Origin of the sequence: Bradyrhizobium zhengyangense, from assembly GCF_022012555.1 — a bacterium.
In the GTDB taxonomy this organism is placed as follows: Bacteria; Pseudomonadota; Alphaproteobacteria; order Rhizobiales; family Xanthobacteraceae; genus Bradyrhizobium; species Bradyrhizobium zhengyangense.
Window position 1 is genome coordinate 354,604 of the sequence record NZ_JAKLTZ010000006.1, and the last position, 26,362, is coordinate 380,965.

Consider the following 26,362-nt stretch of genomic DNA (forward strand, 5'->3'; position numbering starts at 1 on the left):
CAGTGGAGCGTGAGGTGCGAACGTCGCGCCTCAGCGCTCTAACTCAATCGCTACGCGTACCGGCCGTGGCAGTGCTTGAACTTCTTGCCGGAGCCGCAGGGGCAATCCTCGTTGCGGCCGACCTTGCCCCAGCTTGCGGGGTTCTTCGGGTCGCGCAGCGCGGCGTCGGTGGCCTGCGGGGCCAGCGAGACGCTGGCGATGGCCATCTCGTCTTCGCCGGTATCCGGATTGAGCTTGTGCGCTTCCATCTGCGGCAGCGCGGGGGCTTCCTGCTCGGGCGGCACGATCTCCACCCGCATCAGCTGCGCCGTGACTGCCTCACGCAAATGGGCACTCATCTCCTGGAAGAGGTTGAAGGCCTCGGTCTTGTACTCCTGCAGCGGATCGCGCTGGCCGTAGCCGCGCAGGCCGATGACCTGGCGCAGATGGTCGAGCATGATCAGATGCTCGCGCCAGAGATGGTCGAGCGTCTGCAGCAGGATGGTCTTCTCGACGTAACGCATCACGTCGGGACCCCACTGCCCCACCTTGGCCGCCATGTGCTCGTCGGCCTTGGTCTCGATGCGGTTGAGCAACTCCTCGTCGGCGATGCCTTCTTCCTTGGCCCAGTCATCGACGGGCAGGTCGAGATCGAGCACGCGCTTCAATTCTTCCTTCAGGCCGGCGACGTCCCACTGCTCGGCATAGGCGTGCTCGGGCACGTGCTTGGCGACGAGATCTTCGATGAAGGCGTGACGCATGTCGGCGACGGTCTCGGCGACGCTCTCGTCCTTCATCAGGTCGACGCGCTGGTCGAAGATCACCTTGCGCTGGTCGTTCTGGACGTTGTCGAACTTGAGCAGGTTCTTACGGATGTCGAAGTTGCGGGCCTCGACCTTTTGCTGCGCCTTCTCCAGCGCCTTGTTGATCCAGGGATGGATGATCGCCTCGCCCTCTTGCAGGCCGAGACGCTGCAACATGCTGTCGAGGCGGTCCGAGCCGAAGATGCGCATCAGATCGTCTTCCAGCGACAGGAAGAATTTTGAGCGGCCGGGGTCGCCCTGACGGCCGGAACGGCCGCGCAGCTGGTTGTCGATGCGGCGGGATTCGTGACGCTCGGAACCGATGATGTAGAGGCCGCCCGGCTTCTTGACGGTCTTGGCCGGCTTCGAACCCTTGGCCGGTTCGATCTCGACTGTTTCTTCAGCCTTCAGCACGATGTCGCGGAAGTGCTCGATATCGGCCTTGATCTGCTCGATCTTCTTGGCCTTCTCGGCCTCGTCCGCGATATCAGCAGTCTCCTGCTGGATGCGCATTTCGAGCGAGCCGCCGAGCTTGATGTCGGTGCCGCGGCCGGCCATGTTGGTCGCGATCGTGATCGCGCCGGGAACGCCGGCCTCGGCGACGATATAGGCTTCCTGCTCGTGGAAGCGCGCGTTCAGCACCGCGAACAGCTTGGCCGGCTTGTTGGCACGCGCCGCGGCGTACAGCTTCTGCATCGAGTTCTCGTTGCCGAAATCGATCTGCCGGTAGCCGTGCTTCTTGAGATATTCGGCAATCACTTCCGACTTCTCGATCGAAGCCGTGCCGACCAGCACCGGCTGCAACCGCGCATTGGCGCGCTCGATCTCGGCCAGGATCGCGGCGTATTTCTCGTTCTGGGTGCGATAGACCTCGTCGTCCTCATCGAGACGGGCGACCGCCAGATTGGTCGGGATTTCCACGACCTCGAGCTTGTAGATGTCGAACAGCTCGTCGGCTTCGGTGAGCGCCGTGCCGGTCATGCCGGCGAGCTTTTCGTACATGCGGAAGTAGTTCTGGAACGTGATCGAGGCCAGCGTCTGGTTCTCGGGCTGAACCGTAACGTGCTCCTTGGCCTCCAGCGCCTGGTGCAGGCCTTCGGAATAGCGGCGACCCTGCATCATACGGCCGGTGAACTCGTCGATGATCACGACCTCGTCGTCGCGGACGATGTAATCCTTGTCGCGCGTGAACAGCGTGTGGGCGCGCAAGGCCTGGTTGATGTGGTGCACGACCGAGACGTTCTCGACGTCGTAGAGCGACTCGCCCTTGAGCTGGCCGGCATCGCGCAGAAGACCCTCGATCTTCTCCATGCCAGCTTCGGTGAGGGTCACCGTGCGCTGCTTCTCGTCGACCTCGTAATCGGTCTTGTCGAGCCTGGGCAGGAAGCTGTCGATGGTGTTGTAGAAATCGGAACGGTCGTCGAGCGGACCGGAGATGATCAGCGGCGTGCGCGCTTCGTCGATCAGGATGGAGTCGACTTCGTCGACGATGGCATAGAAGTGCGGTCGCTGGACCATGTCCTCGAGCCGGTACTTCATGTTGTCGCGGAGATAGTCGAAGCCGTATTCGTTGTTGGTGCCGTAGGTGATGTCGCAGGCGTAGGCCGCCTTGCGCTCGGCATCGTCGAGGCCATGAACGATGACGCCGGTGGTCAGGCCGAGGAAACCGTAGATCTGGCCCATCCAGCCGGAGTCGCGGCGGGCGAGGTAGTCGTTGACGGTGACGACGTGGACGCCCTTGCCGGCGAGCGCGTTCAGGTACACCGCGAGCGTCGCCACCAGCGTCTTGCCTTCGCCGGTCTTCATCTCGGCGATGTCGCCCTCATGCAGCACGATGCCGCCGATCAGCTGAACGTCGAAATGACGCTGGCCGAGCGTGCGTTTGGCGGCCTCGCGCACGGTGGCGAAGGCGGGCACCAAGAGGTCGTCGAGCGTCTTACCCTCGGCAAGCTGCTTCTTGAACTCGGCGGTGCGAGCCTTGAGCGCCTCGTCGGAGAGTTTCGAGACCTCCGCCTCCAGCGCGTTGATCGCGTTGACGCGGGATTGATATCCCTTCACCCGCCGGTCGTTGGCGGAGCCGAAAAACTTGCGGGCGAGCGCGCCGATCATGCCTAGTTCCTGTGTTCGCGAATTAACCGCGTTGCAGCCAAGAAGTTGTCACCCTCCGGCCTATCAACTCACCGTGACGCCTTATGGCGCCAGAGCCCGGACTGCGGGGGTTCATCCGCCATATGGGTGGGAATTGGGCTAGTCTGGGTTCAACGGCCAAAAACGCAGCAAAATAAACGCCATCGCCATGGTCGCGACCGCGCAGAGATATGGCCCGGTCAGGGCCTTGTCAACGGCGGGCGCATTGCGGCTAATTCATCATTTTGACAGACTTTTCGCGTTGCCAAGCCCCCCTGAATTGGGCGAGTGTCCGCCCCGCTCGAGCAGCCCCCTGCTTCAACAAAAGGATTTTCCATGACCACCTCGTTCCCGGTAACCACCGGCCTGCGTTTCCGCCCTGCGTCCGCCCTGGCTGGCAGCCTCGCCCTGGCGCTGACCCTGGCCTTCGCAGGCCCGCTCCGGGCGGCCGACGATCCGGTCCTGGCCAAGGTCAATGGTGCTGAAATCAAGAAGAGCGACGTCACCATGGCCGAGGAAGAGCTCGGACCGAGCCTTGCCCAGATGGATCCGGCGACCAAGGACGAAAACGTCCTGTCGTTCCTGATCGACATGAAGATCGTGGCCAAGGCCGCCGAGGACAAGAAGGTCGCTGACGGCGACGAGTTCAAGAAGCGCATGGCGTTCGCCCGCAACCGCCTGCTGATGGACAGCCTGCTGGCCCAGGAAGGCAAGGCGGCGACAAACGACGACGCCATGAAGAAGGTCTATGAGGAGGCCTCCAAGCAGATCACCGGCGAGCAGGAAGTGCGCGCCCGCCACATCCTGGTCGAGACCGAGGACGAGGCCAAGGCGGTGAAGGCCGAGCTCGACAAGGGCGCCGATTTCGCCGAACTCGCCAAGAAGAAGTCCAAGGATCCGGGCTCTGCCGACGGCGGCGACCTCGGCTTCTTCACCAAGGAACAGATGGTGCCGGAATTCTCGGCCGTGGCCTTCGCGCTGGAGCCGGGCAAGATCTCCGACCCCGTGAAGTCGCAGTTCGGCTGGCACGTCATCAAGGTCGAGGAAAAGCGCAATCGCAAGGCGCCGGAGTTCGACCAGGTCAAGCCCCAGATCGAGCAGTACGTCACCCGCAAGGCCCAGGCCGACTACGTGGCAAAACTCCGCGCCGAGGCCAAGGTCGAGCGGCTGGACCAGCCGGCGGCGGACGCGTCCAAGGACGCCAAGCCGGCCGATGCGGCCAAGGACGCGAAGCCCTCCGACAGCAAGATGGCCCCTCCGGCCAAGAAGTAAGAATTTGCTGTCACTTCGGTGACGCGAAGAGTATCTAAGCCTTCCTGATGCCCGGCCCCGCAACGAGGGGCCGGGCATCTGCATATCCAGACCTCACCAAGGCCCCCCGCGATGTCCTCCTCCGTCTCTCCCCTTGCCCCCAAGAATGTTCCTGATATGCCCGTGATCGCGGGCGTCCGTCTTGCGACGGCCGAGGCCGGCATCCGCTACAAGAACCGCACCGACGTGCTGCTCGCCATCATGGACAAGGGCACCGCGGTCGCCGGTGTCTTCACCAAGTCGAAGTGCCCGTCTGCGCCGGTTGAATGGTGCCGTACGAAACTGAAGGGCGGCAAGGCGCGCGCGCTGGTCGTCAATTCCGGCAATGCCAATGCCTTCACCGGCAAGACCGGCCGCGCCTCCACCGCGCTGACCGCGAAGATTGCGGCCAAGGCTGTCGGCTGCAGCGAGAGCGAGATTTTCCTGGCCTCGACCGGCGTGATCGGCGAGCCGCTGGACGCGACCAAGTTCGACGGCGTGCTCGGCCGCCTCGCCGAGACCGCCGAGCCAGGTGACTACCTTGCCGCCGCCAAGGCGATCATGACCACCGACACCTTCCCCAAGGTCGCGACCGCGACGGTGAAGCTCGGCAAGGCCAAGGTCACCATCAACGGCATGGCCAAGGGCGCCGGCATGATCGCCCCCGATATGGCGACGATGCTGTCCTTCATCTTCACCGACGCCCCGATCGCACCCGCCGCGCTGCAGGCGCTGCTCAAGGCTGGTGTCGAGGACACCTTCAACGCGGTGACGATCGATGGCGACACCTCGACCTCGGATACGCTGCTCGCGTTCGCGACCGGCGCTGCGGCCGAGCATGGCGCACCCAAGATCAGCCGCGCCAGCGATCCGCGCCTGAAGGCCTTCGTGAAAGCCTTCAATCAGATCCTTGCCAATCTGTCCGAGCAAGTCGCCCGCGACGGCGAAGGCGCCCGCAAGCTGGTCGAGATCACGGTCGAGGGCGCCAAGACCAAGGCCTCCGCCCGCAAGATCGCGATGTCGATCGCCAACTCGCCGCTGGTGAAGACCGCGATCGCCGGCGAGGACGCCAATTGGGGCCGCGTGGTGATGGCGGTCGGCAAGGCCGGCGAGCCGGCCGATCGCGACAAGCTGTCGATCTCCTTCAACGGCATCCGCGTCGCCAAGAGCGGCGCACGCGATCCTGATTACGACGAGACCCAGGTATCGGAAGCAATGAAGGCGCCGGAGATCGCGATCAAGGTCTCGCTTGGCCTCGGCAAGGGCCGCGACCGGGTGCTGACCTGCGACCTCACGAAGGAATATGTCGCGATCAACGGGGATTACCGGTCCTAGGATCATGGCCGAGCTGAAGCTGACACTGGTGGTGGCCTGCGCGCTGGTCGACGCCGACAAGCGTGTTCTGATCGCGCAGCGCCCGGAGGGCAAGACGCTGGCGGGCTTGTGGGAGTTTCCCGGCGGCAAGTGTGAACCCGGCGAACGGCCCGAGCAGAGCCTGATCCGCGAGCTGAACGAGGAGCTCGGCATCACCGTCGCCGAGCCGTGCCTCGCGCCACTGACCTTTGCAAGCCACGGCTACGAGACGTTTCATCTGCTGATGCCGCTCTACATCTGCCGGCGCTGGGAAGGGATTGTCCAAGCTCGCGAAGGCCAGACCCTAGCCTGGGTGCGCGCCAACAAGCTGCGCGACTATCCGATGCCGCCGGCGGATATTCCGCTGATCCCGCATTTGATCGACTTGCTGATGTGACGACGCATCGTCATTCCGGGGCGATGCGGAGCATCGAACCCGGAATGGCAGCGGCGCCGGGATCACGTCTCTCCCGCCTTCTTCACCGCCTCCGCCAAGCTCGCCTTCGCCGAGCCCGGCTTTAGCGGCTGCTGCTGGCTCGCATGTGGCGCCCAGCCGGACAGCCAGATGATGTCGAAGGTCGCACGGATGCGGCCGTCGGCATCGGCAAAACGCTCGGCATAGATTTCGGCCATGCGGAGCAGCGTCGCGCGTCGCGTCGGCGTGCGCCGCCGCTCGATCAGCACATTGGCCGCGCCCATGCGGCGGAGATCCTGCATCAACGTGAACGCGTTGCCATAGCGCACCACGACGCGATCAACGTCGGTAACCGGCAGTGCAAAGCCCGCCCGCTGCAACAACGCACCGATGTCGCGCAGGTCAGCAAAGGGTGCAACGCGCGGAGAGACACCGCCTTCGCATTCGGCTTCCGCCTCTGCAAAAGCCTGCCGCAGCTCGGTCAGGCTATCTCCGCCGATCATCGCGGCGAGCAGCAGCCCGTCCGGCTTCAGCGCACGGCGAACCTGCGCGAACACGCCCGGCAGGTCGTTGACGAATTGCAACGCTAGAGCCGAGACGACGAGATCGAGGCTCTCGGGCACCACGGGCAATTTCTCGGAGCCCGCAGCGTCGAGCGCGATCCCTTGGATCGAAGGTAACCGGCCGCGCAGACCCGCGAGCCCTTCACCAGGCGTCCAGAGATCGGCCGGTACGTGAAACTCGCGCATCACCGCGGCGAGCCGGTCGGACATGTCCTCGGCAACCCGGTCGAGCAGGAAGCTCTCGACACCCAGCGCCATTGCACGCCGCTGCCGCGTGTGCAGCAGGGAGCGATCGAACAAGGCGGGTGGGGTCTGCGGTGTCTGAGCCATGCCGCTGGTTACGCCGATCACGACGGTTCTGGCAATCCGGCGAATGCGGCGCTAGCCTCCTTTCATGGAAGCTGATGCCACCCCATCCCGTTCCATTGCCGCACCTTTGCGTGCTGCGTGGACGGCTGGCCGCTATGTGCTGACACGGACGGCAAAGCTCGCGCTCGACATCGCGCTGCCGACGCTGTGCGTGTCCTGTCGCGAGCCGGTCGATGGCGAGGGCGTATGCGCGGCGTGCTGGTCGCGGCTGTCGTTCATTGAGCGGCCCTATTGCCCGCGGCTCGGCATTCCCTTCGTCTATGACCCCGGCCCCGACATGCTGTCGATGGAGGCGATCGCGAGCCCGCCGGCTTACATGCGGGCACGCGCGGCGGTTCGCTATGACGACGTCGCGCGCACGCTGGTGCATGCGCTGAAATACCAGGATCGCACCGATCTCGCGCCCGCCATGGGCCGCTGGATGGCGCGCGCGGGCGGCGAGTTGCTCAACGGCGCCGACATGCTGGTGCCGGTGCCCCTGCATTGGCGGCGGGCCTGGCGCCGCCGCTACAACCAATCCGGCGCGCTGGCGCAGATCATCGCACGGCAGAGCGGAGTGAAGGTGAGAGCTGAGGTGCTGCGCCGGGTGCGCGCCACGGAGCAGCAGATCGGCCTGTCGCGGGCTCAGCGCGCCACCAATGTGCAGGGCGCGTTCCAGGTATCCCCCGACCGTCAGGCCGAGGTCCAGGGCCGGCGCATCATCCTGGTCGACGATGTCCTGACATCAGGTGCAACATTGGACGCCTGCGCCCGCGCCCTGCTGCGCGCCAAGGCGGCCCAGGTCGATGTGCTGGTGTTCGCCCGGGTTGTCGAGATCAGGTAAACCCCCATATAATTCAATAAATTCATGACATGAGAGCGTTTGATCCCATGACCGCTGCTGTCGAGATCTATACCAGGCCGGGATGCGGCTATTGTTCCGCCGCCAGGTCGCTTCTGACCCGCAAGAAGGCGACCTTCACGGAATTCGATGTCGCCAAGAACCCGTCCTGGCGCGAGGAAATGTACGACCGCGCCGGCGCGGGCTCGACCTTCCCGCAGATCTGGATCGGCGGAACTCATATCGGCGGTTGCGACGACCTCTACGCGCTCGACCGCGAAGGCAAGCTCGACGGCCTGCTCGAAAACGTCAAGGCGGTCTCATGAGCGAGGACAGGACCTTCACCGCCGCCATGGTGCAGATGCGCACCGGCCTGATGCCGGGGCCGAGCCTCGCTCAGGCGACGAAACTCATCCGGGAAGCGGCGGCCAAGGGCGCGGACTACGTGCAGACGCCCGAAGTCAGCAACATGATGCAGCTCAACCGCAAGGCGCTGTTCGAACACCTGCAGAGCGAGGAGGACGATACCTCGCTGAAGGCGTATCGCGCGCTCGCGGCCGAGTTGAAGATTCACATCCATGTCGGCTCGCTGGCGCTGCGGTTCTCGCCCGAAAAGGCGGTCAACCGTTCGTTTCTGATCGGGCCCGAGGGCAATGTGCTCGCGAGCTACGACAAGATCCACATGTTCGACATCGAGCTGCCGGACGGCGAGAGCTATCGCGAATCCGCCAATTACCAGCCCGGCGAAACCGCCGTGATCTCCGACCTGCCCTGGGGCCGCGTCGGCCTCACGATCTGCTACGACGTGCGCTTCCCCGCGCTCTATCGCGCACTGGCTGAAAGCGGCGCTTATTTCATCACCGTTCCCTCCGCCTTCACCCGCAAGACCGGCGAGGCGCACTGGCACATCCTGCTGCGCGCGCGTGCGATCGAGACCGGCTGCTTCATCTTCGCCGCGGCCCAGGCAGGCACCCATGAGAACAAGCGCGAGACCTATGGCCACTCTCTGATCATCGACCCCTGGGGCGAGATCCTCGCCGAGGGCGATGTCGAGCCCGGCATCATCATGGCCAAGATCGACCCGGCCAAGGTCGAGACTGCGCGCCGCGCGATCCCATCGCTCCAGCACGGCCGCCGCTTCGGCGTCTCCGATCCCAAGGCCGGGCCGGATCATCTGCATCTGGTGCGGGGATCGGCATGATTCGCTACGCGCTGCATTGCGACCGCAACCATGAGTTCGAGAGCTGGTTCCAGAGCTCGTCGGCCTATGATTCGCAGGTAAAGCGCAAGCTGGTGACCTGTCCGATCTGCGGCTCGGCCAAGGTCGACAAGGCGATCATGGCACCGCGTATCGTCGCCAAGAAGGGCCGCGGCCCTGCGACGCCGCCGCCGGAGCCTGTTGCAACCACCGCTCCCGAGGCCGCCCCGTCAGGACCGACCTCGCTGATGATGGCGCAGGAGCGCGAGCTGCGCGCCAAACTGAAAGAGCTGCGCGACCACATCGTGAAGAATGCCGACAATGTCGGCGAGCGCTTTGCGAACGAAGCCCGTGCGATGCATTACGGCGACAAGGAGCACCGCCCGATCTATGGCGAGGCCTCGCCTGATGAAGCGAAGTCGCTGATCGATGAGGGCATCGAGGTGTCACCGCTGCCGACCCTGCCGGAAGACCGGAACTGACGCGCAAACCGCGTCAGAAGCCCACCAGCAGCGCCACGCCCACAACGATCAGCACGATGCCAAGAATCTCGCGCGGCGCGATCGGCTGCTTGAACGAGTAATACGCCACGGCCTGCGCGAACAGCACCTCGATCAAAGCGAGCGTGCGGACATTGGCGGCGGCCGTCAGCGCAAACGCCAGGAACCAGAACTGGGAGGCGAAGGCACCCATGAAGCCCGCCAGCAGCGACGGCTTCCATAATCCCAGGATCGACTGAAGCACTTTTGGCGCGCGCCAGAACAGATAGATCGTCAGGATCAGCGTCTGCACGAACAGGCCGAGCACCAGCGTGAACGACGACGCCGTCACGAACGACACGTTCGGTACGGTGATGATGGCACCGCGGAAGCCGACCGCAGACAGCGCGAACGCCGCAGCCGCGACGAGGCCGGTGATGGTCGGCTTCAGCTCCGCAAAACTCTTCTCGCCGCCGGGGCGCAGCGCGGTGATGACGACGCCAACGGTCGCGATCACGATCGCCAGCACCTTCAGCCAGGTCAGGTGATCGCCGAGGAAGACGAAACCGAAGACCGCGGTCTGGATCGCCTCGGTCTTGAGATACGCCGTCGTCACCACGAAGGAGCGGTCGTTCATCGCGAGCAGCATCAGCCCGGTGGCGACGATCTGGCTGAGCGCGCCCAGCAGCAGCCACGGCCAGAACATCGATGGCGGCATGCCGATATGGTCACCGGTTGCGACCAGCACCACGCCGAGAAACAGCAGCGAGAACGGGAAGCCGAACAGGAAGCGGATGTTGGTCGCGCCCCATGTCCCCAGCGGCTTGGTCAGCGACCGCTGCATCGCATTGCGCGCGACCTGGCCGAGCGCAGCGACGACGGTGAAGGGAATCCAGAGGCTGGTGACGGTGAACATGGGGTGGGTGGCTGGGACAGGAGGGTTGTTGCAGCCAACCTGCCGTCAGCTATTCAACGGGTCAACCACACGAACGTCATGGGAGCGATGCTCTCGCAACAAGCACACTGTCGTCCCTGCGAACGCAGGGACCCATAACCCCAGGGAGCAGTTTTGCGGAGGCTGCTAACACGCGCCTCCAACACCGCGCCCTCACCGACAGATTCCGCAGTATGGGTCCCTGCGTGCGCAGGGACGACAGCTTTTGCTTGGTTGCTTAATACCAAATCAAACCAGGAGATCGCTCAGATCGCGCCACTCCAGGTTTTCGCGCTCAATCAGCTCGATCTTCCAGTCGCGCTTCCAGCGCTTCAGCTGCTTTTCGCGAGCAATCGCTTCGTCTGCCCGCTCATAGGCTTCGGTGTAGACGAGCCGATATACCCCGTAGCGTTTGACGAATTTCGAGCCCTTGCCACTTCGGTGCTCTTCCAGCCGCTTCTGGAGCGAGTTGGTGATCCCGATATAGAGCGTTCCGTGATGGCCGCTGGCGAGAATGTAGACGTAGTACATGCTCGAAACGCCCATCTCGGCTAACGACTGGGGCCTGTGGTTATGGGTCCCTGCGTTCGCAGGGACGACACAGTTCGGGTTGTGAGAGCTCGCATCTCTCTCATGCCACCCTCACACCATCCCTTCCGCCACCACCATGTAGTTCACGTCCATGTCGGACGAGAGCGTCCATTTGTCGGCGAAGGGGGAGTAGACGACGCCGGTCTGCTCGGTGATGACGAGGCGGTTGTCGAGGAGATACTTGGTCAGCTCGTCCGGGGTGACGAACTTGTTCCACTCGTGGGTGCCGCGCGGCAGCCAGCGCAACACGTATTCGGCGCCGACGATGGCGAGCGCAAAGCTCTTCCAATTGCGGTTGAGGGTGGAGACCACCATCAGCCCGTTCGGCTTCAGCATCGAGGCGCAGCGCTTGAGGAATACGCCGACGTCGACAACGTGCTCGACCACTTCCATCGCCAGCACGATGTCAAAGCGCTCGCGCGGGTCGATCTCCTCCACAGTGGTGCAGCGGTAGTCGATCGACAGATGGCTCTTGTCGGCATGCAGCTTCGCGGCGGCAATGTTGCTCTGCGATGGATCGACGCCAATCACCTGCGCGCCGAGCCGCGACAGCGGCTCGCACAAGAGGCCGGCGCCGCAGCCGATGTCGAGTACGCGCAGGCCGCCGAGACAGTTGAGGCTGCGCACATTGCGCTCGAACTTGCGGCAGGCGGCGTCGCGGATGTAGCCGAGCCGCAGCGGATTGATCCGGTGCAGCGGCGCCATCTTGCCCTTGGGGTCCCACCACTCGGCCGAGAGTTTTGAGAATTTCGCGATCTCGGCGGCGTCGACGGTCGAGCCCGGCGGTACGGTGGCAGTTGCGGAACTATCTTGCTGCATGCTCATGGTTACGCGCGGTCCTACCGCGTGGTGATCGAACTACGGAAGGCCAGCGGAGAGGCGATGGTCTTGATCGTCTCGCGTCCTTCGCCGACGCCATTGATGGTCACGTCGCCGTAGTTGAGAATACGCCCAAGGATGGTCTGGTTGACGTCGACACTCTCCACCTTGTCCAGCGCCATTTCAAAGGTGCGGCGCTTGATGAAGCCGATCTTGTGCACAACCCTGAGATTGGTGACGTCGGTTTCAGTGGTGAGGCGATGGAACCAGCCCTTCACCGTCCAGTACAGGGCGGCCAAGGCCACCAGGCCGGAGCCGAACAGGCAGAGGATCATGATGCTGTAGACGTCGCTCTGGCGGGAGACCGCGAACAGGATGATTGCCACGATCCAGGCCAGAATGGCCGGGACATAGAAGATCCAGTGCGCATTGGTCGAATACAGCACCCGCTCGCCGGGCTGCAGGATTTCGTCAATATAGCGCGCCATAACCTCTGATAACCCATTGCCAGGATTGGCCGTGCAGGAACCCGCTTGCCCCCGGCCCCGCCCCTCTGTATACGCGCGGTCGGTATCCCCCTGGGCATCCGTCCGGCGCGGGTCACCATACTGATCCTCAAGAGGGAATGCACGCGTCGTCATGAGCCGTCTCGTGATGAAATTCGGCGGCACGTCCGTCGCCAATATCGAACGTATCCGCAACGTCGCACGCCATGTGAAGCGTGAGGTCGATGCCGGCCATGAAGTGGCTGTGGTCGTCTCGGCGATGTCGGGCAAGACCAACGAGCTGGTGGCCTGGTGCACCGAGGCCTCGCCGATGCACGACGCGCGCGAATACGACGCAGTCGTCGCCTCCGGCGAACAGGTCACCTCGGGCCTGCTGGCCATCGTTCTCCAGGGTATGGGCATCCAGGCCCGCTCCTGGCAGGGCTGGCAGATCCCGATCAAAACCAGCGACGCGCATGCCTCGGCCCGGATCGAGGACATCGACGGCAGCGAGATCATCTCCCGTTTCAAGGATCGCAAGGAGGTCGCTGTCATCGCCGGCTTCCAGGGTATCGATCCCAGGACCAACCGCATCACCACACTGGGCCGAGGCGGCTCCGATACCTCGGCCGTGGCCGTCGCCGCCGCCGTCAAGGCCGACCGCTGCGACATCTACACCGATGTCGACGGCGTCTACACCACCGACCCGCGAATCGTGCCGAAGGCCAAGCGGCTCGACAAGATCGCATTCGAAGACATGCTGGAATTGGCCTCCCAGGGCGCCAAGGTGCTCCAGGTGCGCTCGGTGGAACTCGGCATGGTCCACAACATGCCGATCTTCGTCCGCTCGAGCTTCGACAAGCCCGAGGATATCGACCCGCATGCCAACCAGCCGCCCGGCACCCTGATCTGCGGCGAGGAGGAGATCATGGAAAACCACGTCGTCACCGGTATCGCCTTTTCGAAGGACGAGGCGCAGATCTCGGTGCGCCAGATCGAGGACAAGCCTGGCGTTGCCGCATCGATCTTCGGCCCGCTCGCGGATGCCAATATCAACGTCGACATGATCGTTCAGAACGTGTCCGAAGACGGCAAGACCACCGACCTGACCTTCACGGTGCCGGCCGCCGACCACGTCAGGGCAAAGGACACGATTACCGCCGCCAAGGCCAAGATCGGGTATGCACGGCTGGATACCGCAACCGACGTCGCCAAGATCTCGGTGATCGGCAGCGGCATGCGCAGCCATGCCGGCGTCGCGGCCCAGGCGTTTTCGGCCCTCGCAGGACGGAATATCAACATCCGGGCCATTACAACCTCCGAGATCAAATTCTCGGTTTTGATCGACACCGCCTATACCGAGCTTGCGGTGCGCACGCTGCATACGCTTTACGGCCTCGATCAGGCCTGAGGCGCTACCCGTCTTTCCGGAAAACCGCTTCGCACTTTTCCGGACCATGCCAAGGCTAATTTTCTCTTAGCGGTCGCAGCAAACGCGAAGGTGTACACACCTTCGCGTTTGGCAGGCGTTTTGCTTGGCAAAACAAGCCTCAATTCGCTATACGGCGGACAGGGTGGGCTGCCGCAGACTGTGTCCCAGTTCAGGCGGCGCTGATTCGGCGCAAGCGGTTGTTTGCGCCTGCGCCGGACAAACAAATTGATTGTTTTTCTGGAATTTTGGGCCAGCCGCCGGCCAATATCGCCGGGCCAGGCAGACGGAGGAGATTGACGGTTCATGCGGAGCGCGTCGGGAGGTCCCCGCGTCTTGTTGAGACGGCTCCGCGAAACCATGGCGGAGCAGGTCTCGGCCCAGGAGCGGCTGGACAAGATCGTGGTGCTGATCGCCGCCAACATGGTGGCCGAGGTGTGCTCGGTCTATGTGCTGCGCATCGACAACACCCTCGAGCTCTACGCTACAGAAGGCCTCAACCGTGAGGCCGTGCACCATACCGTGCTCAGTGCCCATGAGGGCCTTGTCGGCCTCGTCGCCAGTGAGGCGACGCCGCTCAATTTGAACGACGCCCAGAGCCACCCCGCCTTCTCGTTCCGCCCGGAGACCGGCGAAGAGATCTATCACTCCTTCCTTGGCGTGCCGATCCTGCGCGCCGGCAACACGCTCGGCGTGCTGGTGGTGCAGAACCGCGCCAAGCGCACCTATGTCGAGGAGGAGCTCGAGGCGCTGCAGACCACCGCCATGGTGCTGGCGGAGCTGATCGCGTCAGGCGAATTGTCCGCGCTCGCCCAGCCCGGCCTGGAGCCGGCCGCGCGCCATTCGACGCAGAAGGCCGGCGCGATCCTTTCGGAAGGCATCGCGCTCGGCCACGTCGTGCTGCACGAGCCGCGCGTCGTCATCAAGGACTACATCGCCGAGGACCTGCCGAAGGAAATCAAGCGGCTCGACACCGCGCTGGCCAAGCTGCGTTCGGATCTCGACCGCATGCTGGAGCGCGGCGACGTCGCCGAGGGCGGCGAGCACCGCGACGTGCTCGAAGCCTACCGCATGTTCGCCAACGACCAGGGCTGGTCGCACAAGCTGCACGAGGCGGTGGCGACGGGCCTCACCGCGGAAGCCGCCGTCGAGCGCGTGCAATCCGACACACGCGCCCGCATGCTGCGCGTGACCGATCCCTATTTGCGCGACCGGCTGCACGATCTCGAGGATCTCGGCTACCGCCTGATGCGGCAGCTGGTCGGCCAGGATCATGCGCCCTCGCGCGAGCAGATGCCCGACAACGCCATCGTCATCGCGCGTGCGATGGGACCGGCGGCGCTGCTCGACTACGACCGCAAGCGCTTGCGCGGCATCGTGCTGGAGGAAGGCACCGCCAACTCCCACGTCTCGATCGTGGCCCGCGCGCTCGGCATTCCCGCGGTCGGCGAGGTGCCCAACGCGCCCGGCATTGCCGATCCAGGCGATGCCATCATCGTCGATGGCACCTCGGGCGCGATCTATGTGCGCCCGTCGCAGGAGATCGAAGCAGCCTATGCCGAACGGGTGCGCTTCCGCGCCCGCCGCCAGGCGCAATATCTGGCGCTGCGCGACCGGCCCTGCGTCACCAAGGACGGCGAGAAGGTCGAGCTGTTGATCAATGCGGGCCTCGCCATCGACCTGCCGCATATCGACGACACCGGCAGCGCCGGCATCGGCCTGTTCCGCACCGAGCTGCAGTTCATGGTCGGCCAGAGCCTGCCGCGCACCAGCGACCAGCTCGCGCTCTACCGCGCCGTGCTGGATGCCGCGGGCCCCAAGCCCGTGACCTTCCGCACCCTCGACATCGGCGGCGATAAGGCGCTGCCCTATATGGAGACGGTGATCGAGGAGAATCCCGCGCTCGGCTGGCGTGCGATCCGGCTCGGGCTCGACCGTCCGGGCCTCTTACGCGGCCAGATCCGCGCGTTGCTCCGCGCCGGCGGCGGCCGCGCACTGCGCATCATGTTCCCGATGATCTCGGAGGTTGCCGAGTTCGATGCCGCGAAGGCGCTGGTCGAGCGCGAGCTGACTTATTTGCGCCAGCATGGCCACACCCTGCCGGAGCGCATCGATATCGGCACCATGGTCGAGGTGCCGGCGCTGCTCTACCAGCTCGACGAATTGCTGAAGAAGGTCGACTTTATCTCGGTCGGCTCCAACGATCTGTTCCAGTTCCTGTTCGCGGTCGACCGCGGCAATGCCAAGGTCTCCGAGCGCTTCGACACCATGTCGACGCCGATCCTGCGCGCACTGCGCGACATCGCACGGAAATCGCAGGCCGCGAAGAAATCGCTTTCGCTCTGCGGCGAGATGGCCTCGAAGCCGATCGGCGCGCTGGCGCTGCTGGCGATGGGCTACCGCTCGCTGTCGCTGTCGGCGACCGCGCTCGGCCCGGTCAAGGCGATGGTGATCGATCTCGACGTCAAGAAGGCCGCAGCGATGCTGGGGCCCCTGCTGGATGCGCCGACCGGCAGCGTCTCGATCCGGCAGAAGCTGACGGAATTTGCCGAGGCCGAGGGCCTGGCGTTGTAGCGGGCCTGCCGCTGGCCCTCGCTACCTCGCCTCCCTCCGCCATTTGAGACTGAACCATGTCGTCACTTCCCGAAGCCAAACTGGACGTCCTGCTCGCGCATCACGCCTCGCTCGAAGCCGAATCGCTGGGGCAACTATCGTCTGAGCGCTATGTGCAGGTCACGCGCGAGCTCGCCGAGATCGCCCCGCTGGTCGAAGCGGTGAAGACGTATCGGTCTGCGGTCAAGGAGCTCGCCGACACCGAGGCGCTGATCGCCGATCCCACAACCGACGCCGAGATGCGCAGCATGGCGGAGGCCGAGCGAGACGAGCTCAATCCGAAGATCGAGGATCTGGTCCAGAAGATCCGCATCGCGCTGCTGCCGAAGGACGCCATGGACGACCGCAACGTGGTGCTGGAAATCCGCGCCGGCACCGGCGGCGACGAGGCCTCGCTGTTCGCCGGCGATCTGTTCCGGATGTACGAGCGTTTTGCCAGCTTGCAGGGCTGGAAGGTCGAGGTGATCTCGGCGAGCGAAGGCACTGTCGGCGGCTACAAGGAAATCATCGCGGAGGTGCAGGGCCGCGGTGCGTTCTCCAAGCTGAAGTTCGAATCCGGCGTGCACCGGGTGCAGCGCGTGCCGGACACTGAGACGCAGGGGCGCATCCATACGTCGGCCGCCACGGTCGCCGTATTGCCCGAGGTCGAGGATGTCGACGTCGAGATCAAGAACGACGACCTGCGCATCGAGACCATGCGCGCGCAAGGCGCCGGCGGCCAGCACGTCAACAAGACCGAATCGGCGATCCGCATCACTCACATTCCGACCGGCATCGTCGTGATGATGCAGGACAGCCGCTCGCAGCATAAGAACCGCGCCTCCGCCATGAACATCCTGCGCTCGCGCATCTACGATGCCGAGCGGCAGCGCGTCGACGCTGCACGCTCGGCCGAGCGCAAGGAGAAGGTCGGCTCCGGCGATCGTTCCGAGCGCATTCGCACCTATAATTTCCCGCAAGGCCGCGTCACCGACCACCGCATCAACCTGACGCTCTACAAGCTGCCGCAGGTGATCGCCGGCGAAGCGCTCGGCGAATTGACCGATGCGCTGACCACAGAGCACCAGGCCGCACAGCTCGCGGCACAGGGCGCAGCGGCCTAACAGGCCGCGGGGCGTTCAGGCCTCGCCGGGCTCTCCGAAGGATTTCAACAGACGGCTCAGCGCCGGGCTTGCGGCGCGGCGGAGCTCCTCGAGGTTCTTGCGCGAGAGCGCCTGCAGCTTCTGTTCGCCTTTTTTCGTCAGCTTGAGATGCACGCGCCTGGCATCCTCGGGATCAGCGGCGCGACTGACCAGCCCTTGCTTTTCGAGGCGATTGATCAGCTCGACAGCGGAGTGATGCCGGATCAGCAGAAACTTCGCGACATCGCCGACAGTTGCGGGGCCCGGACGGACAAAGCCCTTGATGCCGAGCAGGGCCTGGTGTTGCGTCGGCGTCAATCCCTGTTCGGCGGCCGCCGCCTCGCTGAAGGCCAGAAAGCTGCGGATCTGGTAGCGAAACTGCGCCAGCGCCGCGTAATCGGAGTCACGCATCGTGCTGCGCCTCGCCGAGATCACCACTTTCGACCGCTGCGCTTTCTTCGCTTGAGCCATGCCTGCCTCGACCATGCCGCCCGCCGTCGCGGAAGACTTAGCCTAAAGTAGCAAACGGCCGCAGCCGGACCAACCGGCCGATGTCACGGATGCACAGCTATCCGATGGCCTATTCGAAGCTGGACAGCAGGATTTTCACCAGGATGACCTGAAATGCGATCGGGATGCGGACGCTCTTGCGCCGGATGGAGCGCTGCAGCGCGCCCGCGATCTCTGCGGCGGTCAGGCCGCCTGCCGACGCATTGGCAATCAAATCCGCCCACATCTGCGACAGCGAGCCGCCTGCTGTGATCACCGGCTTGATGGTGACGCCGCAGCCCTGCGCCCAGTCGACGATCTCCCGCATCGTATGGGGTCCGCAATTGCGCGCAGTCGTGAGGCGCTCGGCTGTCAGCGCAAGCAACAGCTCGCGCGAGGGCGACCAATTGCCCTTCGGCGGCTGCTCGCCGGTCAGCTCGACTGCGAGTTCCTTCAGGACGTTCTGGGCTCGGACGCTGAGCCGCTTCATCGGCGCAGGCGCACGTTTGGCCTGAACGGCGCCCACAGCCGGCCCTCGCTCGCCGCCCGGGCGATTGCGCGACTCGGACGCGCGAGCGGCATCTCCGCCCTCCGAAGGCCACGCGGCCTCCTGCCGCTCCGTTTCCTGCGGCCAGGATTGTTGCTTCCGGCTACCCGCCACTGTCGTCTGCCGCACCATGTCTCTCGCCGAACCCGCCATAGCCGTACTCACAAAGACTAATATATATCGTTATCCGATATGTATTCACGACATAATTTTCGTCGTTCGACCAAAGGCGAAATTGACAGAAGGCCTTCACAAGCAATGCTTGCGTCCAAGAACTACACGCGGATGTGACGTGCCCGGCACGGCAGGCCGATGAGGTCGGTCGCCGCCGGACAGGTCGTGTTTTGCCTGCAAACAAGAACGATGTTCGGAGGAACCACCATGACTGACGATCTCATCCGCCGCGGCCTTTCGCGCCGTGGCCTGCTCCAGACCACCGCAGGCCTCATCGGCGGCTCGATGCTGCCGGCAATGCCGGCATTCGCCGAGGACAAGCCGGCGATCGGCTCCTATCCCGCGGGCGTGTCGGGTTCCACCGCCTTCATCGGCATATCGGTGCCGCGCACCGGAACCTACGCCGTGCAGGGCGAGGACGAGCTCAAGGGCTATCAGCTCGCGATCGATCACATCAACGAAGGCCACGAGCTGATCAAGAAGATTTCACCCAAGACCAGCAAGGGCGTGCTCGGCAAGGAGCTGAAATTCGGCGTCGCGGATTCGGCGGCGAAGCCCAACGAAGCGGTGCAGGCGCAGCAGCGCTTCATCAGCGAGAACAAGGCGATCATGATCACGGGCGGCACCTCGAGCGCCGTTGCGGTCGCGCTGAACAAGCTCGCCCAGCGCGAGCACGTGCTGTTCGTCTGCGGCATCTCCGGCTCGAACGACACCACCGGCAAGGACTGCGTGCGCTACGGCGTCCGCCAGAACTTCTTCGGCCAGACCGCTGCGGCGGCTATCGGCCCGGTGATGGTGCGGGAGTTCGGCAAGGGCAAGAAGGCCGCGTATCTCACGCCTGACTACACCTACGGCCACACCGTCACCAAGTCGATGCAGGACTTCCTCGCGACCGCCGGCTGGACCACCGTCACCAACCAGGTCGCCCCGCTCGGCGCGCCCGACTATTCGTCCTATCTGCTGAACGTCGCGAATTCCGGCGCCGATGTGCTCATCAACGTCAACTGGGGCCACGACGCGGTGCTGTCGACCCAGCAGGCCAAGCAGTTCGGCGTGCTCGACAAGATGAAGCTGGTCGTCCCTTACCAGGTGCCGTTCATCGCGCGCGAGACCGGCGGCCTGATGCAGGGCGTCTACGCCGCGACCGATTATTGGTGGACGATCGAAGACAAGTTCCCGCTCGCCAAGATGTTCAACGAGGCCTTCGAGAAGAAGTACGGCTACAAGCCGGAATGGGGCGCCGAGAACGCCTATGTCAGCTTCGCCCACTGGGCCCGCATGTGTGAGGAAGCCGGCAGCTTCAACCCGCCCGACGTGATCAAGGCCTATGAGAAGGGCGAGACCATCCCCTCGCTGGTCGGCGATGTGCATTACCGCCCGGAGGATCATCAGTGCGTCCGCCCTGTCATCATCGTCAAGGGCAAGCAGCAGAAGGACATGAAGAACAAGGAAGACTGGTACGACGTCGTCGAGATCGTCCCGGGTGAAGGCCTGATGCAGAAGCCGGATGCCTTCGGCTGCCATCTCGGCGACTACACCTGATCCCGAGCCAACCCCTGTGACGCCGTAGGCCGACCTCTGGACCTGCGGCGTCGCCTTTTTTGGCGCAGCGCCGCGTCACGACAGCGATTATTGCATGATCAGTTGGCCCAATCTCGTTTCGCAGCTTTTCAACGGACTGGCGCTCGGCGCCTTGCTCGCGCTGATCAGCTCCGGCCTGACCATCATCTACGGCACGCTCGGCGTGCTCAACCTTGCGCATGGCGCGATGTTCATGATCGGCGGCTATGCCGGCTTCGTCACCTACCAGTACACGGAATCGTTCATCCTCGCCGTCATCGCCGGCTCGCTGTTCGTGATGCTGCTCGGCGTCTTGATGGAGCGCGCCATTATCAGGCACTTCTATCACCGCCCGCATGAAGATCAGTTGCTGGTGACCTTCGGGCTCGGCATCTGTTTCGTCGAGCTCGTGCGCCTGGTCTTTTCGAGCCAGTCGCAGATCGTGCCGCCGCCGGCGTTGTTCCAGGGCATCACCAATCTCGGCTTCATGTTCTATCCGACCTACCGCCTCGCCGTGGTCGGCATCGTCGCGATCGCGCTCGGCGCGCTGTTCATCGTGCTCTACCGCACCCGGCTCGGCATGATCGTGCGCGCCGGCATCGAGGATTCGGTGATGGTCGATTCGCTCGGCATCAACGTCTACCGCGTCTTCATGATCGTGTTCGGCATCGGCGCCATGGCCGCCGGCTTTGCCGGCATCGTCAATGCGCCGGTGGTGTCGCTGACCCCGGGCATCGGTGACGACATCCTGGTCCAGACCTTCGTGGTGGTGGTGATCGGCGGCGTCGGCTCGTTCCCCGGCGCGATTCTCGGCGGCCTGATCGCCGGCGAGATCATCAGCGTCACCTCCATGTTCAACCCCGGCTACGCCTATGTGATGCTGTTTGCGGCGATGACGCTCGTGCTTGTGGTGCGACCGCATGGCCTGCTCGGCGTGCAGGGCCGCGAATAAGTGATCCGCTGATGCTCAAGCAACGCCCGCTCCTGATCGAGACACTGACGGCCGTCGGCCTGATCGTGGCTCCCTTCGTGCTGCCTCATCTCGGCTTCGCGCCGAACACGGTGAACCGGATCCTGGTCTGGGGCCTGTTCGGCCTCGGCTTCGACATCCTGTTCGGCTTCACCGGCCTGTTGTCGTTCGGCCAGTCCGCCTTTTACGGCACCGGTGGCTTCGTCGCCGCCTATCTGCTGACCCGCGCCGGCTTCAGCAATGTGCTGGGCGCGCTGGTCTTTGGCATGATCGCGGCGGCGGCGACCGGCTATCTGATCGGCCTGATCGCGCTGCGCCGCACCGGCATCTACTTCGCCATGATCACGGTGGCGATCGCGGAAGTGTTCTTCTTCGTCGAGTTCAATCCGCTCTCCGACTTCACCGGCGGCGAGAACGGCCTGCCGGGCGTGCCGACGCCGAGCTTCAATCTCGGCTTCACCACCATCCATTTCACCAATGGCTGGTCGCTCTATCAGTTCATCGCGCTGTGCTACTTCATCGGCGTCATCATTGCGCTCAGGATCGTGCGCTCGCCGGTCGGGGCCATCTTCAGCGCCATCAGGGACAATCCGCTGCGCGCCACCGCGGTCGGCCACAACATCCATAGCTACAAGCTGACGGCCTTCGTGATCGCCGCGGCCTATGCGGGCTTTGCCGGCGGCCTGCTCGGCGTGCTCCAGGCCTTCATGCCCCCCGACGCTTTCACCTTTGACACCTCCGGCCAGCTTGTGATGCAGACCGCCATCGGCGGCCGGGGCACGTTGTTCGGCCCGTTGGTCGGCGCCACCGTCTGGCTGTTCCTTCAGGATTTCCTTCAGTCCGCGCTGGGTCTGGGAGCAGCCTGGAAACTGGTGCTCGGCGTCGTGTTCGTGCTGCTGGTTTGCTTCCTGCGTGGCGGGATCGTGGGCGGCCTCATCGATCTCTACGGCCTCGTCTCGGGCAAGCGAGCCCGGAAGGCCTCGGAGACGGAGGAAGCTGAGGTCGAGCCGCCACTGCAAGCTCCGCCCGCGCCGATGCAGGCCAAGGAGGTGGCACACCCCGCCTATTCCGGCCCGATCCTGAAAGCCACCGGTCTCACCAAGCGCTATGGCGGACTCGTTGCCAACAGCGATATCGATTTCAGCGTGAACCAAGGCGAGCTGCGCGGCATCATCGGCCCCAACGGCGCGGGCAAATCAACCTTCTTCAAGATGCTGACCTGCGAGATCGCACCGACGTCGGGGCAGATCGTGTTCGAGGGCCGCGATATCACGGGACTGAAGGTCACGGACGTCTGCCAGCTCGGGCTTACCAAGAGCTACCAGGTCAACCAGCTCTTCACGGGCCTGACCGTGCGGCAGAACCTGACGATCGCAGCCCTCGCCGAGCTGCGCGGAAAATTCCGGCTCGACCTGTTCCGCACGCTCGCCGGCGTCAAGGGTCTCACGGAGCAGGTGGAGCACACCCTCGCGCTGGTCAACCTGACCCGCCGCGCCGACACGCCCGTATCCGCGCTCGCCTATGGCGAGAAGCGCAGGCTGGAGATCGGGCTCGCGCTCGCGACGTCACCGCGCCTCTTGCTGCTCGACGAGCCACTCGCGGGCATGAGCCCGCGCGAGCGAATCGAGACCGTCAGGCTGCTCAAATCGATCGCGCGCGGCCGCACCATGATCATCATCGATCACGACATGGATTCGCTGTTCGAGCTGGTCGAGCGCGTGACCGTGCTGCAGGAGGGCCGCGTGCTGGTCTCCGGCACGCCCGAGGAAATCAAGACCAACGCCGCGGTGCAGGAAGCCTATCTCGGCGGCGTGCACGGAGAGATCGCCGCATGAGCCTGATCGAGGTCGTTGGCCTGAACAGCTATTACGGGGACTCGCACATTCTGTTCGACATCGCCATGCATGTCGAACGTCACGAGGTCGTGGCGCTGCTCGGCCGTAACGGCGCCGGCAAGAGCACAACGCTGAAGAGCCTAATGGGCGTGGTGGCCCCACGCAGCGGCAGCGTGAAGTTCGATGGCATCGATATCGCCGGCCGCCGGAGCCACAAGATCGCGCAAGCCGGCATGCAGCTGGTGCACGAGGAGCGCCGCATCTTCGGCAGCCTGTCGGTGGAGGAGAACATCCTCCTTGCGGGCATCACCGCGCCAAAACGCTGGCCGCTCGGCCGCATCTACGAGATGTTCCCGCGGCTGAAGGAGCGACGCAGCAACCGCGGCACCGAGCTTTCCGGCGGCGAACAGCAGATGCTGGCGATCGCGCGTGCGCTGGTGCGCGATCCCAAGATCGTGCTGCTGGACGAGCCGTTCGAGGGCCTCGCCCCCGTGATCGTCCACGATCTCGTCAAGGCCTGCCGCGAGCTCGCGGCCGCCGGTCAGACCATCGTGCTGGTCGAGCAGAACCTGGCGGCGACGCTGGCACTGGCGAGCAGGATCTACATCATCAACAACGGCCATATCGTGCATGAGGGGCCGGCGCAGGAGCTCAAGGCCCAGCCGGAGCTGCTCCAGCGTTATCTCGGCGTTTAATCGCGAAGATCAGCGACCAAGCGCCGCGATCATCCGCTTGGCGTGACCGGCGAGCACGGCCATGTCTTCCTTGCGCGTCTGCGCCGGCAGCAGCTCGACGCCGGCCCGGACCGGCATGACATGCATATGCAGGTGAAACACCACCTGCCCGCTGGCCGGCTCGCTGAACTGCTGGAGGATAATCCCTTCCGCATCGAACGCCTTCATGGCCGCGACCGCGATCCGCTTGGCGGTCCGGGCGACCGCGGCGAGATCGTCATCGGCAATGTCGAGAATACCTCGCGCCGGCGCCCGTGGAATCACCAGCGTATGCCCTGGCGAGCGCGGCATGACGTCCAGGAAGGCGAAGCTGCGCTCGTCCCTGAACACCTCGAAGCAGGGAATCTCGCCGCGCAGGATCTTTGCGAAGACATTCTGATCGTCATAGGCCGTCATGGATGTCCTCCTTCGCTGCGCGGTGCGATCAAACGCGCTCCTTTCCGTTGACGCAAGCAAGGCAGCCGATCTATCCACGATGCCAGGCAGGATGGTTCCCTTGGCGACAGGCTTTGATCCCGGACAGAGCATCGAGAGCGCGCGACGCACGCTGTCGGCGCTGCTGCAATCGGCCGGCATCGAGGAGCCGTCCCTCGATGCGCGCCTGCTGGTCGGTGCCGCGCTGGGACTCGATTTGACGGGCCTGATCACGCAGGCGACGAGACCGCTCACGCCAGAGGAGGCGACGCGGCTCGAAGGGTACGCGCAGCGGAGGCTCGCACATGAACCGATCGCCCGCATTCTCGGCGCCAGGGAATTCTGGGGCCTGCCGTTTCGCTTATCGGAAGCAACCCTGGTCCCTCGCCCTGATACCGAGACGGTGGTCGAGCGTGCACTCGAGCATTTTCGCGAGTTCGGTCTCTCTCATCCGCCTGTTATCGCCGATATCGGCACCGGATCGGGCGCGATCCTGCTTGCGCTGCTGCACGAGCTTCCCGAGGCTTTTGGTGTCGGCACCGATCTCAGCCTGACCGCGCTTCATACCGCCAGGGGCAATGCCGCCGCCCTTGGCCTTGCCGACCGCGCCGACTTCGTCGCCTGCTCCTACGCGGCGGCCCTTCGCGGCCCGTTCGATCTGATCGTGTCGAACCCGCCCTACATTCCCGCAGGGGAGATTCCGAAATTGAGCATCGAGGTTCGCGAGCACGATCCGCATCTGGCGCTCGATGGCGGCAATGACGGATACGATGCCTACCGGGCCTTGATTCCCCAGGCAGCCGGCCTACTCACCCCCGGCGGGGCGCTGATCGTCGAGGCCGGACAGGGCCAAGCCGGGAATATTGAAACCTTGATGGCAGCCGCCGCGTTATTGATCGACAGGCCCCCTAAGGCTGACCTGGCGGGCATTCCCCGGGCCGTCTCGGCCCGAAAAATGCCCCCATAAAAGCCGGATTGGGCTCGAAAAAACCTCTTGGAATATCCCGTGGGAACGACTACGTTCCGATCAACACATCGGTGCCGGCCCCGTAGACCTACGGGCGAAAGCCGGGCTCTCGGGCGAGAGCTTTACTGATTATAGGTTCCAAGCCGCAGGTCCTGTTGAGCGCGATGGCCATTGGAGCTGCGCTGCTCTCCGACCGCAACGTGAACGAAAGCCTGATATTGCGCTTGAAGACTTACGCAACAAAGCTGGGCTTGTTTCGGCAGGCGATATGAATGGGTTCGCTGGCAATCAATGCTGGCGGGTGGGGAACGCGTCTTTGTTGAGCGCGACGGTCGACGAACATTGGCAGGGTTCAAGCCGCCCTTGCGCGCGGTGCGCGCGAGGCCTGTGAACCGCTGTCATCAGGTCACTCCTAGCAATCAGTAATGCGTGCAACCTTTAGGGCTGGAATTAAAGGCAGGACATGAGAAACGGTCAGAACAAGCAGCGGATGCGCAACCGCAACAACAACAACAACAATAACAACAACCGACGCGGCCAGAACCCGATGACCCGGGTCTACGAATCGAACGGCCCCGACATCAAGATCCGCGGCACCGCCTCCCACATCGCCGAAAAATATCTTCAGCTTGCACGTGACGCGCGCTCCTCGGGCGATCCGGTTGCCGCCGAAAACTACTACCAGCATGCCGAGCACTATTTCCGCCTGATCGCGGCGGCCCAGGAACAGTTCCGCCAGAACCAGCAGCCGCGCGGCGACGAACCCGTCAGCACCAGCAGCGACGACGGCGAGGACGACGGCGAGAATTTTTCGGCCTTCGGCCAGGAGCCGGGTTTCGTTCCGCAGCCGCCGCAGCAGCAGCCATTCACGCGCGACCGCGACGGCCAGCGCGACCACCAGCGTGACTACCAGCAGCGCGACAACCGCGACAACCAGCAGCAGCCCTATCAGCGCGATCAGCAGCAGCCGCGCGAGCATCGCGAACGCGACCATCGTCCGCAGCCGCAATATCATCAGCAGCCGCAACCGCCGAACCAGCCGCAGCCTGTCGTCGGCGATGCTGGCAGCGTCGATCGCCTGCCGTCCTTCATCACCGGCGCGCAGCCGCAGGCGAACGCCGCTCCGGGCGGCTTCGAAGGTGGCAATGGCGGCGGTGGCGAGCGCTATCCGCGGCGACGTCGCCGGCCGCATAACGGCCCGCGTCCTGAGCGCGAGGCAGCTCCTGCCGCGACCAGCGACGATCTCGCCCCGGGCGAGTAGGTCACACTTCCGATCTTGATGGA

25 protein-coding genes are annotated in these 26,362 nt (G+C 64.3%); 16 read left to right on the top strand and 9 right to left on the bottom strand.

The genetic code is table 11. From position 1 onward, the window contains the following. Positions 1-50 precede the first annotated feature (50 nt). Positions 51-2,891: a preprotein translocase subunit SecA gene (gene secA, locus L6639_RS24515; protein WP_237864194.1), complete on the bottom strand. Its 2,841-nt coding sequence runs from the start codon at positions 2,889-2,891 to the stop codon at positions 51-53. 354 nt (positions 2,892-3,245) lie between these two features. Between secA and L6639_RS24520 the strand changes: the two genes are divergently transcribed. The 3 genes from L6639_RS24520 to L6639_RS24530 all read left to right on the top strand — a co-directional run bounded on the left by L6639_RS24520 (position 3,246) and on the right by L6639_RS24530 (position 5,949). Then, entirely contained in the window at positions 3,246-4,181 is a 936-nt protein-coding gene (locus L6639_RS24520; protein WP_237864195.1) for a peptidylprolyl isomerase, read from the top strand. 111 nt (positions 4,182-4,292) lie between these two features. Then, positions 4,293-5,534, top strand: coding sequence for a bifunctional glutamate N-acetyltransferase/amino-acid acetyltransferase ArgJ (argJ, locus tag L6639_RS24525; protein WP_237864196.1), 1,242 nt, complete (start codon positions 4,293-4,295; stop codon positions 5,532-5,534). 4 nt (positions 5,535-5,538) lie between these two features. Continuing rightward, positions 5,539-5,949: a (deoxy)nucleoside triphosphate pyrophosphohydrolase gene (locus L6639_RS24530; RefSeq protein ID WP_237864197.1), complete on the top strand. Its 411-nt coding sequence runs from the start codon at positions 5,539-5,541 to the stop codon at positions 5,947-5,949. 62 nt (positions 5,950-6,011) lie between these two features. Here L6639_RS24530 and L6639_RS24535 read toward each other — a convergent pair whose 3' ends face one another. Then, positions 6,012-6,860, bottom strand: coding sequence for a methyltransferase domain-containing protein (locus L6639_RS24535; RefSeq protein WP_237864198.1), 849 nt, complete (start codon positions 6,858-6,860; stop codon positions 6,012-6,014). A 64-nt stretch (positions 6,861-6,924) separates the two neighbouring features. On the opposite strand from L6639_RS24535, the gene L6639_RS24540 reads away from it, so the two are divergent. Genes L6639_RS24540 through L6639_RS24555 form a run of 4 tightly spaced genes read left to right on the top strand, consistent with a single transcriptional unit; the run spans position 6,925 to position 9,399 of the window. Continuing rightward, positions 6,925-7,722, top strand: a complete 798-nt coding sequence (locus tag L6639_RS24540) for a ComF family protein (RefSeq protein WP_237864199.1) — start codon at positions 6,925-6,927, stop codon at positions 7,720-7,722. 47 nt (positions 7,723-7,769) lie between these two features. Further along, positions 7,770-8,045, top strand: a complete 276-nt coding sequence (gene grxC / locus L6639_RS24545; protein ID WP_237864200.1) for a glutaredoxin 3 — start codon at positions 7,770-7,772, stop codon at positions 8,043-8,045. Further along, a complete protein-coding gene (locus L6639_RS24550; RefSeq protein WP_237864201.1) occupies positions 8,042-8,920 on the top strand; it encodes a carbon-nitrogen hydrolase family protein in 879 nt (292 codons plus the stop codon). The genes grxC and L6639_RS24550 overlap by 4 nt, the downstream gene beginning before the upstream one ends. Next, positions 8,917-9,399, top strand: a complete 483-nt coding sequence (locus L6639_RS24555) for a DUF1178 family protein (protein ID WP_237864202.1) — start codon at positions 8,917-8,919, stop codon at positions 9,397-9,399. The genes L6639_RS24550 and L6639_RS24555 overlap by 4 nt, the downstream gene beginning before the upstream one ends. A 13-nt stretch (positions 9,400-9,412) precedes the next feature. Here the strand turns inward: L6639_RS24555 and L6639_RS24560 are convergent, their stop codons facing one another. From L6639_RS24560 to L6639_RS24575, 4 genes are all read right to left on the bottom strand, one after another. Continuing rightward, positions 9,413-10,312, bottom strand: a complete 900-nt coding sequence (locus L6639_RS24560) for an EamA family transporter (protein WP_237864203.1) — start codon at positions 10,310-10,312, stop codon at positions 9,413-9,415. 267 nt (positions 10,313-10,579) lie between these two features. Further along, entirely contained in the window at positions 10,580-10,861 is a 282-nt protein-coding gene (locus tag L6639_RS24565; protein WP_237864204.1) for a GIY-YIG nuclease family protein, read from the bottom strand. A 111-nt stretch (positions 10,862-10,972) separates the two neighbouring features. Further along, positions 10,973-11,746, bottom strand: coding sequence for a bifunctional 2-polyprenyl-6-hydroxyphenol methylase/3-demethylubiquinol 3-O-methyltransferase UbiG (ubiG, locus tag L6639_RS24570; RefSeq protein ID WP_237864205.1), 774 nt, complete (start codon positions 11,744-11,746; stop codon positions 10,973-10,975). A gap of 14 nt (positions 11,747-11,760) precedes the next feature. Further along, on the bottom strand, positions 11,761-12,228 hold the full coding sequence (locus L6639_RS24575) for a PH domain-containing protein (protein WP_237864370.1): 468 nt from the start codon (positions 12,226-12,228) through the stop codon (positions 11,761-11,763). Positions 12,229-12,379: 151 nt separating this feature from the next. On the opposite strand from L6639_RS24575, the gene L6639_RS24580 reads away from it, so the two are divergent. The 3 genes from L6639_RS24580 to prfA all read left to right on the top strand — a co-directional run bounded on the left by L6639_RS24580 (position 12,380) and on the right by prfA (position 17,370). Then, complete coding sequence (locus tag L6639_RS24580; protein ID WP_237864206.1) at positions 12,380-13,636, top strand: aspartate kinase; 1,257 nt, start codon at positions 12,380-12,382, stop codon at positions 13,634-13,636. A 324-nt stretch (positions 13,637-13,960) separates the two neighbouring features. Next, complete coding sequence (gene ptsP / locus L6639_RS24585; protein WP_237864207.1) at positions 13,961-16,228, top strand: phosphoenolpyruvate--protein phosphotransferase; 2,268 nt, start codon at positions 13,961-13,963, stop codon at positions 16,226-16,228. Positions 16,229-16,284: 56 nt separating this feature from the next. Continuing rightward, positions 16,285-17,370, top strand: a complete 1,086-nt coding sequence (prfA, locus tag L6639_RS24590; protein WP_237864208.1) for a peptide chain release factor 1 — start codon at positions 16,285-16,287, stop codon at positions 17,368-17,370. A gap of 15 nt (positions 17,371-17,385) precedes the next feature. Here the strand turns inward: prfA and L6639_RS24595 are convergent, their stop codons facing one another. Continuing rightward, the gene (locus L6639_RS24595) at positions 17,386-17,859 is read right to left on the bottom strand and encodes a MarR family winged helix-turn-helix transcriptional regulator (RefSeq protein WP_237864209.1); all 474 of its coding nucleotides are present in this window, start codon (positions 17,857-17,859) and stop codon (positions 17,386-17,388) included. Between the two features lie 109 nt (positions 17,860-17,968). Beyond that, positions 17,969-18,403, bottom strand: a complete 435-nt coding sequence (locus L6639_RS24600) for a hypothetical protein (protein ID WP_237864210.1) — start codon at positions 18,401-18,403, stop codon at positions 17,969-17,971. 402 nt (positions 18,404-18,805) lie between these two features. Here L6639_RS24600 and L6639_RS24605 point away from each other — a divergent pair, with 402 nt between their 5' ends. The 4 genes from L6639_RS24605 (at position 18,806) to L6639_RS24620 (ending at position 23,658) form a co-directional block, all read left to right on the top strand. Continuing rightward, positions 18,806-20,140, top strand: coding sequence for a substrate-binding protein (locus tag L6639_RS24605; protein WP_237864211.1), 1,335 nt, complete (start codon positions 18,806-18,808; stop codon positions 20,138-20,140). A 94-nt stretch (positions 20,141-20,234) separates the two neighbouring features. Then, the gene (locus tag L6639_RS24610; protein ID WP_237864212.1) at positions 20,235-21,110 is read left to right on the top strand and encodes a branched-chain amino acid ABC transporter permease; all 876 of its coding nucleotides are present in this window, start codon (positions 20,235-20,237) and stop codon (positions 21,108-21,110) included. A gap of 11 nt (positions 21,111-21,121) precedes the next feature. Beyond that, complete coding sequence (locus tag L6639_RS24615; RefSeq protein WP_237864213.1) at positions 21,122-22,963, top strand: branched-chain amino acid ABC transporter ATP-binding protein/permease; 1,842 nt, start codon at positions 21,122-21,124, stop codon at positions 22,961-22,963. Continuing rightward, positions 22,960-23,658, top strand: coding sequence for an ABC transporter ATP-binding protein (locus L6639_RS24620; RefSeq protein WP_237864214.1), 699 nt, complete (start codon positions 22,960-22,962; stop codon positions 23,656-23,658). Before L6639_RS24615 ends, L6639_RS24620 begins: the two co-directional genes overlap by 4 nt. Before the next feature lie 9 nt (positions 23,659-23,667). Here L6639_RS24620 and L6639_RS24625 read toward each other — a convergent pair whose 3' ends face one another. Next, positions 23,668-24,093: an HIT family protein gene (locus L6639_RS24625; protein WP_237864215.1), complete on the bottom strand. Its 426-nt coding sequence runs from the start codon at positions 24,091-24,093 to the stop codon at positions 23,668-23,670. Between the two features lie 91 nt (positions 24,094-24,184). Here L6639_RS24625 and prmC point away from each other — a divergent pair, with 91 nt between their 5' ends. Then, positions 24,185-25,078 (top strand): peptide chain release factor N(5)-glutamine methyltransferase, encoded by an 894-nt coding sequence (prmC, locus tag L6639_RS24630; RefSeq protein ID WP_237864371.1) that lies wholly within the window; start codon positions 24,185-24,187, stop codon positions 25,076-25,078. Between the two features lie 463 nt (positions 25,079-25,541). Then, a complete protein-coding gene (locus L6639_RS24635) occupies positions 25,542-26,339 on the top strand; it encodes a DUF4167 domain-containing protein (protein ID WP_237864216.1) in 798 nt (265 codons plus the stop codon). Positions 26,340-26,362 lie beyond the last annotated feature (23 nt).

Coding starts and splice junctions, on each gene's coding strand:
- secA (WP_237864194.1), bottom strand. CDS start 2,891: ATGATCGGCGCGCTCGCCCGCAAGTTTTTCGGCTCCGCCAACGACCGG.
- L6639_RS24520 (WP_237864195.1), top strand. CDS start 3,246: ATGACCACCTCGTTCCCGGTAACCACCGGCCTGCGTTTCCGCCCTGCG.
- argJ (WP_237864196.1), top strand. CDS start 4,293: ATGTCCTCCTCCGTCTCTCCCCTTGCCCCCAAGAATGTTCCTGATATG.
- L6639_RS24530 (WP_237864197.1), top strand. CDS start 5,539: ATGGCCGAGCTGAAGCTGACACTGGTGGTGGCCTGCGCGCTGGTCGAC.
- L6639_RS24535 (WP_237864198.1), bottom strand. CDS start 6,860: ATGGCTCAGACACCGCAGACCCCACCCGCCTTGTTCGATCGCTCCCTG.
- L6639_RS24540 (WP_237864199.1), top strand. CDS start 6,925: ATGGAAGCTGATGCCACCCCATCCCGTTCCATTGCCGCACCTTTGCGT.
- grxC (WP_237864200.1), top strand. CDS start 7,770: ATGACCGCTGCTGTCGAGATCTATACCAGGCCGGGATGCGGCTATTGT.
- L6639_RS24550 (WP_237864201.1), top strand. CDS start 8,042: ATGAGCGAGGACAGGACCTTCACCGCCGCCATGGTGCAGATGCGCACC.
- L6639_RS24555 (WP_237864202.1), top strand. CDS start 8,917: ATGATTCGCTACGCGCTGCATTGCGACCGCAACCATGAGTTCGAGAGC.
- L6639_RS24560 (WP_237864203.1), bottom strand. CDS start 10,312: ATGTTCACCGTCACCAGCCTCTGGATTCCCTTCACCGTCGTCGCTGCG.
- L6639_RS24565 (WP_237864204.1), bottom strand. CDS start 10,861: ATGTACTACGTCTACATTCTCGCCAGCGGCCATCACGGAACGCTCTAT.
- ubiG (WP_237864205.1), bottom strand. CDS start 11,746: ATGAGCATGCAGCAAGATAGTTCCGCAACTGCCACCGTACCGCCGGGC.
- L6639_RS24575 (WP_237864370.1), bottom strand. CDS start 12,228: ATGGCGCGCTATATTGACGAAATCCTGCAGCCCGGCGAGCGGGTGCTG.
- L6639_RS24580 (WP_237864206.1), top strand. CDS start 12,380: ATGAGCCGTCTCGTGATGAAATTCGGCGGCACGTCCGTCGCCAATATC.
- ptsP (WP_237864207.1), top strand. CDS start 13,961: ATGCGGAGCGCGTCGGGAGGTCCCCGCGTCTTGTTGAGACGGCTCCGC.
- prfA (WP_237864208.1), top strand. CDS start 16,285: ATGTCGTCACTTCCCGAAGCCAAACTGGACGTCCTGCTCGCGCATCAC.
- L6639_RS24595 (WP_237864209.1), bottom strand. CDS start 17,859: ATGGCTCAAGCGAAGAAAGCGCAGCGGTCGAAAGTGGTGATCTCGGCG.
- L6639_RS24605 (WP_237864211.1), top strand. CDS start 18,806: ATGACTGACGATCTCATCCGCCGCGGCCTTTCGCGCCGTGGCCTGCTC.
- L6639_RS24610 (WP_237864212.1), top strand. CDS start 20,235: ATGATCAGTTGGCCCAATCTCGTTTCGCAGCTTTTCAACGGACTGGCG.
- L6639_RS24615 (WP_237864213.1), top strand. CDS start 21,122: ATGCTCAAGCAACGCCCGCTCCTGATCGAGACACTGACGGCCGTCGGC.
- L6639_RS24620 (WP_237864214.1), top strand. CDS start 22,960: ATGAGCCTGATCGAGGTCGTTGGCCTGAACAGCTATTACGGGGACTCG.
- L6639_RS24625 (WP_237864215.1), bottom strand. CDS start 24,093: ATGACGGCCTATGACGATCAGAATGTCTTCGCAAAGATCCTGCGCGGC.
- prmC (WP_237864371.1), top strand. CDS start 24,185: ATGGTTCCCTTGGCGACAGGCTTTGATCCCGGACAGAGCATCGAGAGC.
- L6639_RS24635 (WP_237864216.1), top strand. CDS start 25,542: ATGAGAAACGGTCAGAACAAGCAGCGGATGCGCAACCGCAACAACAAC.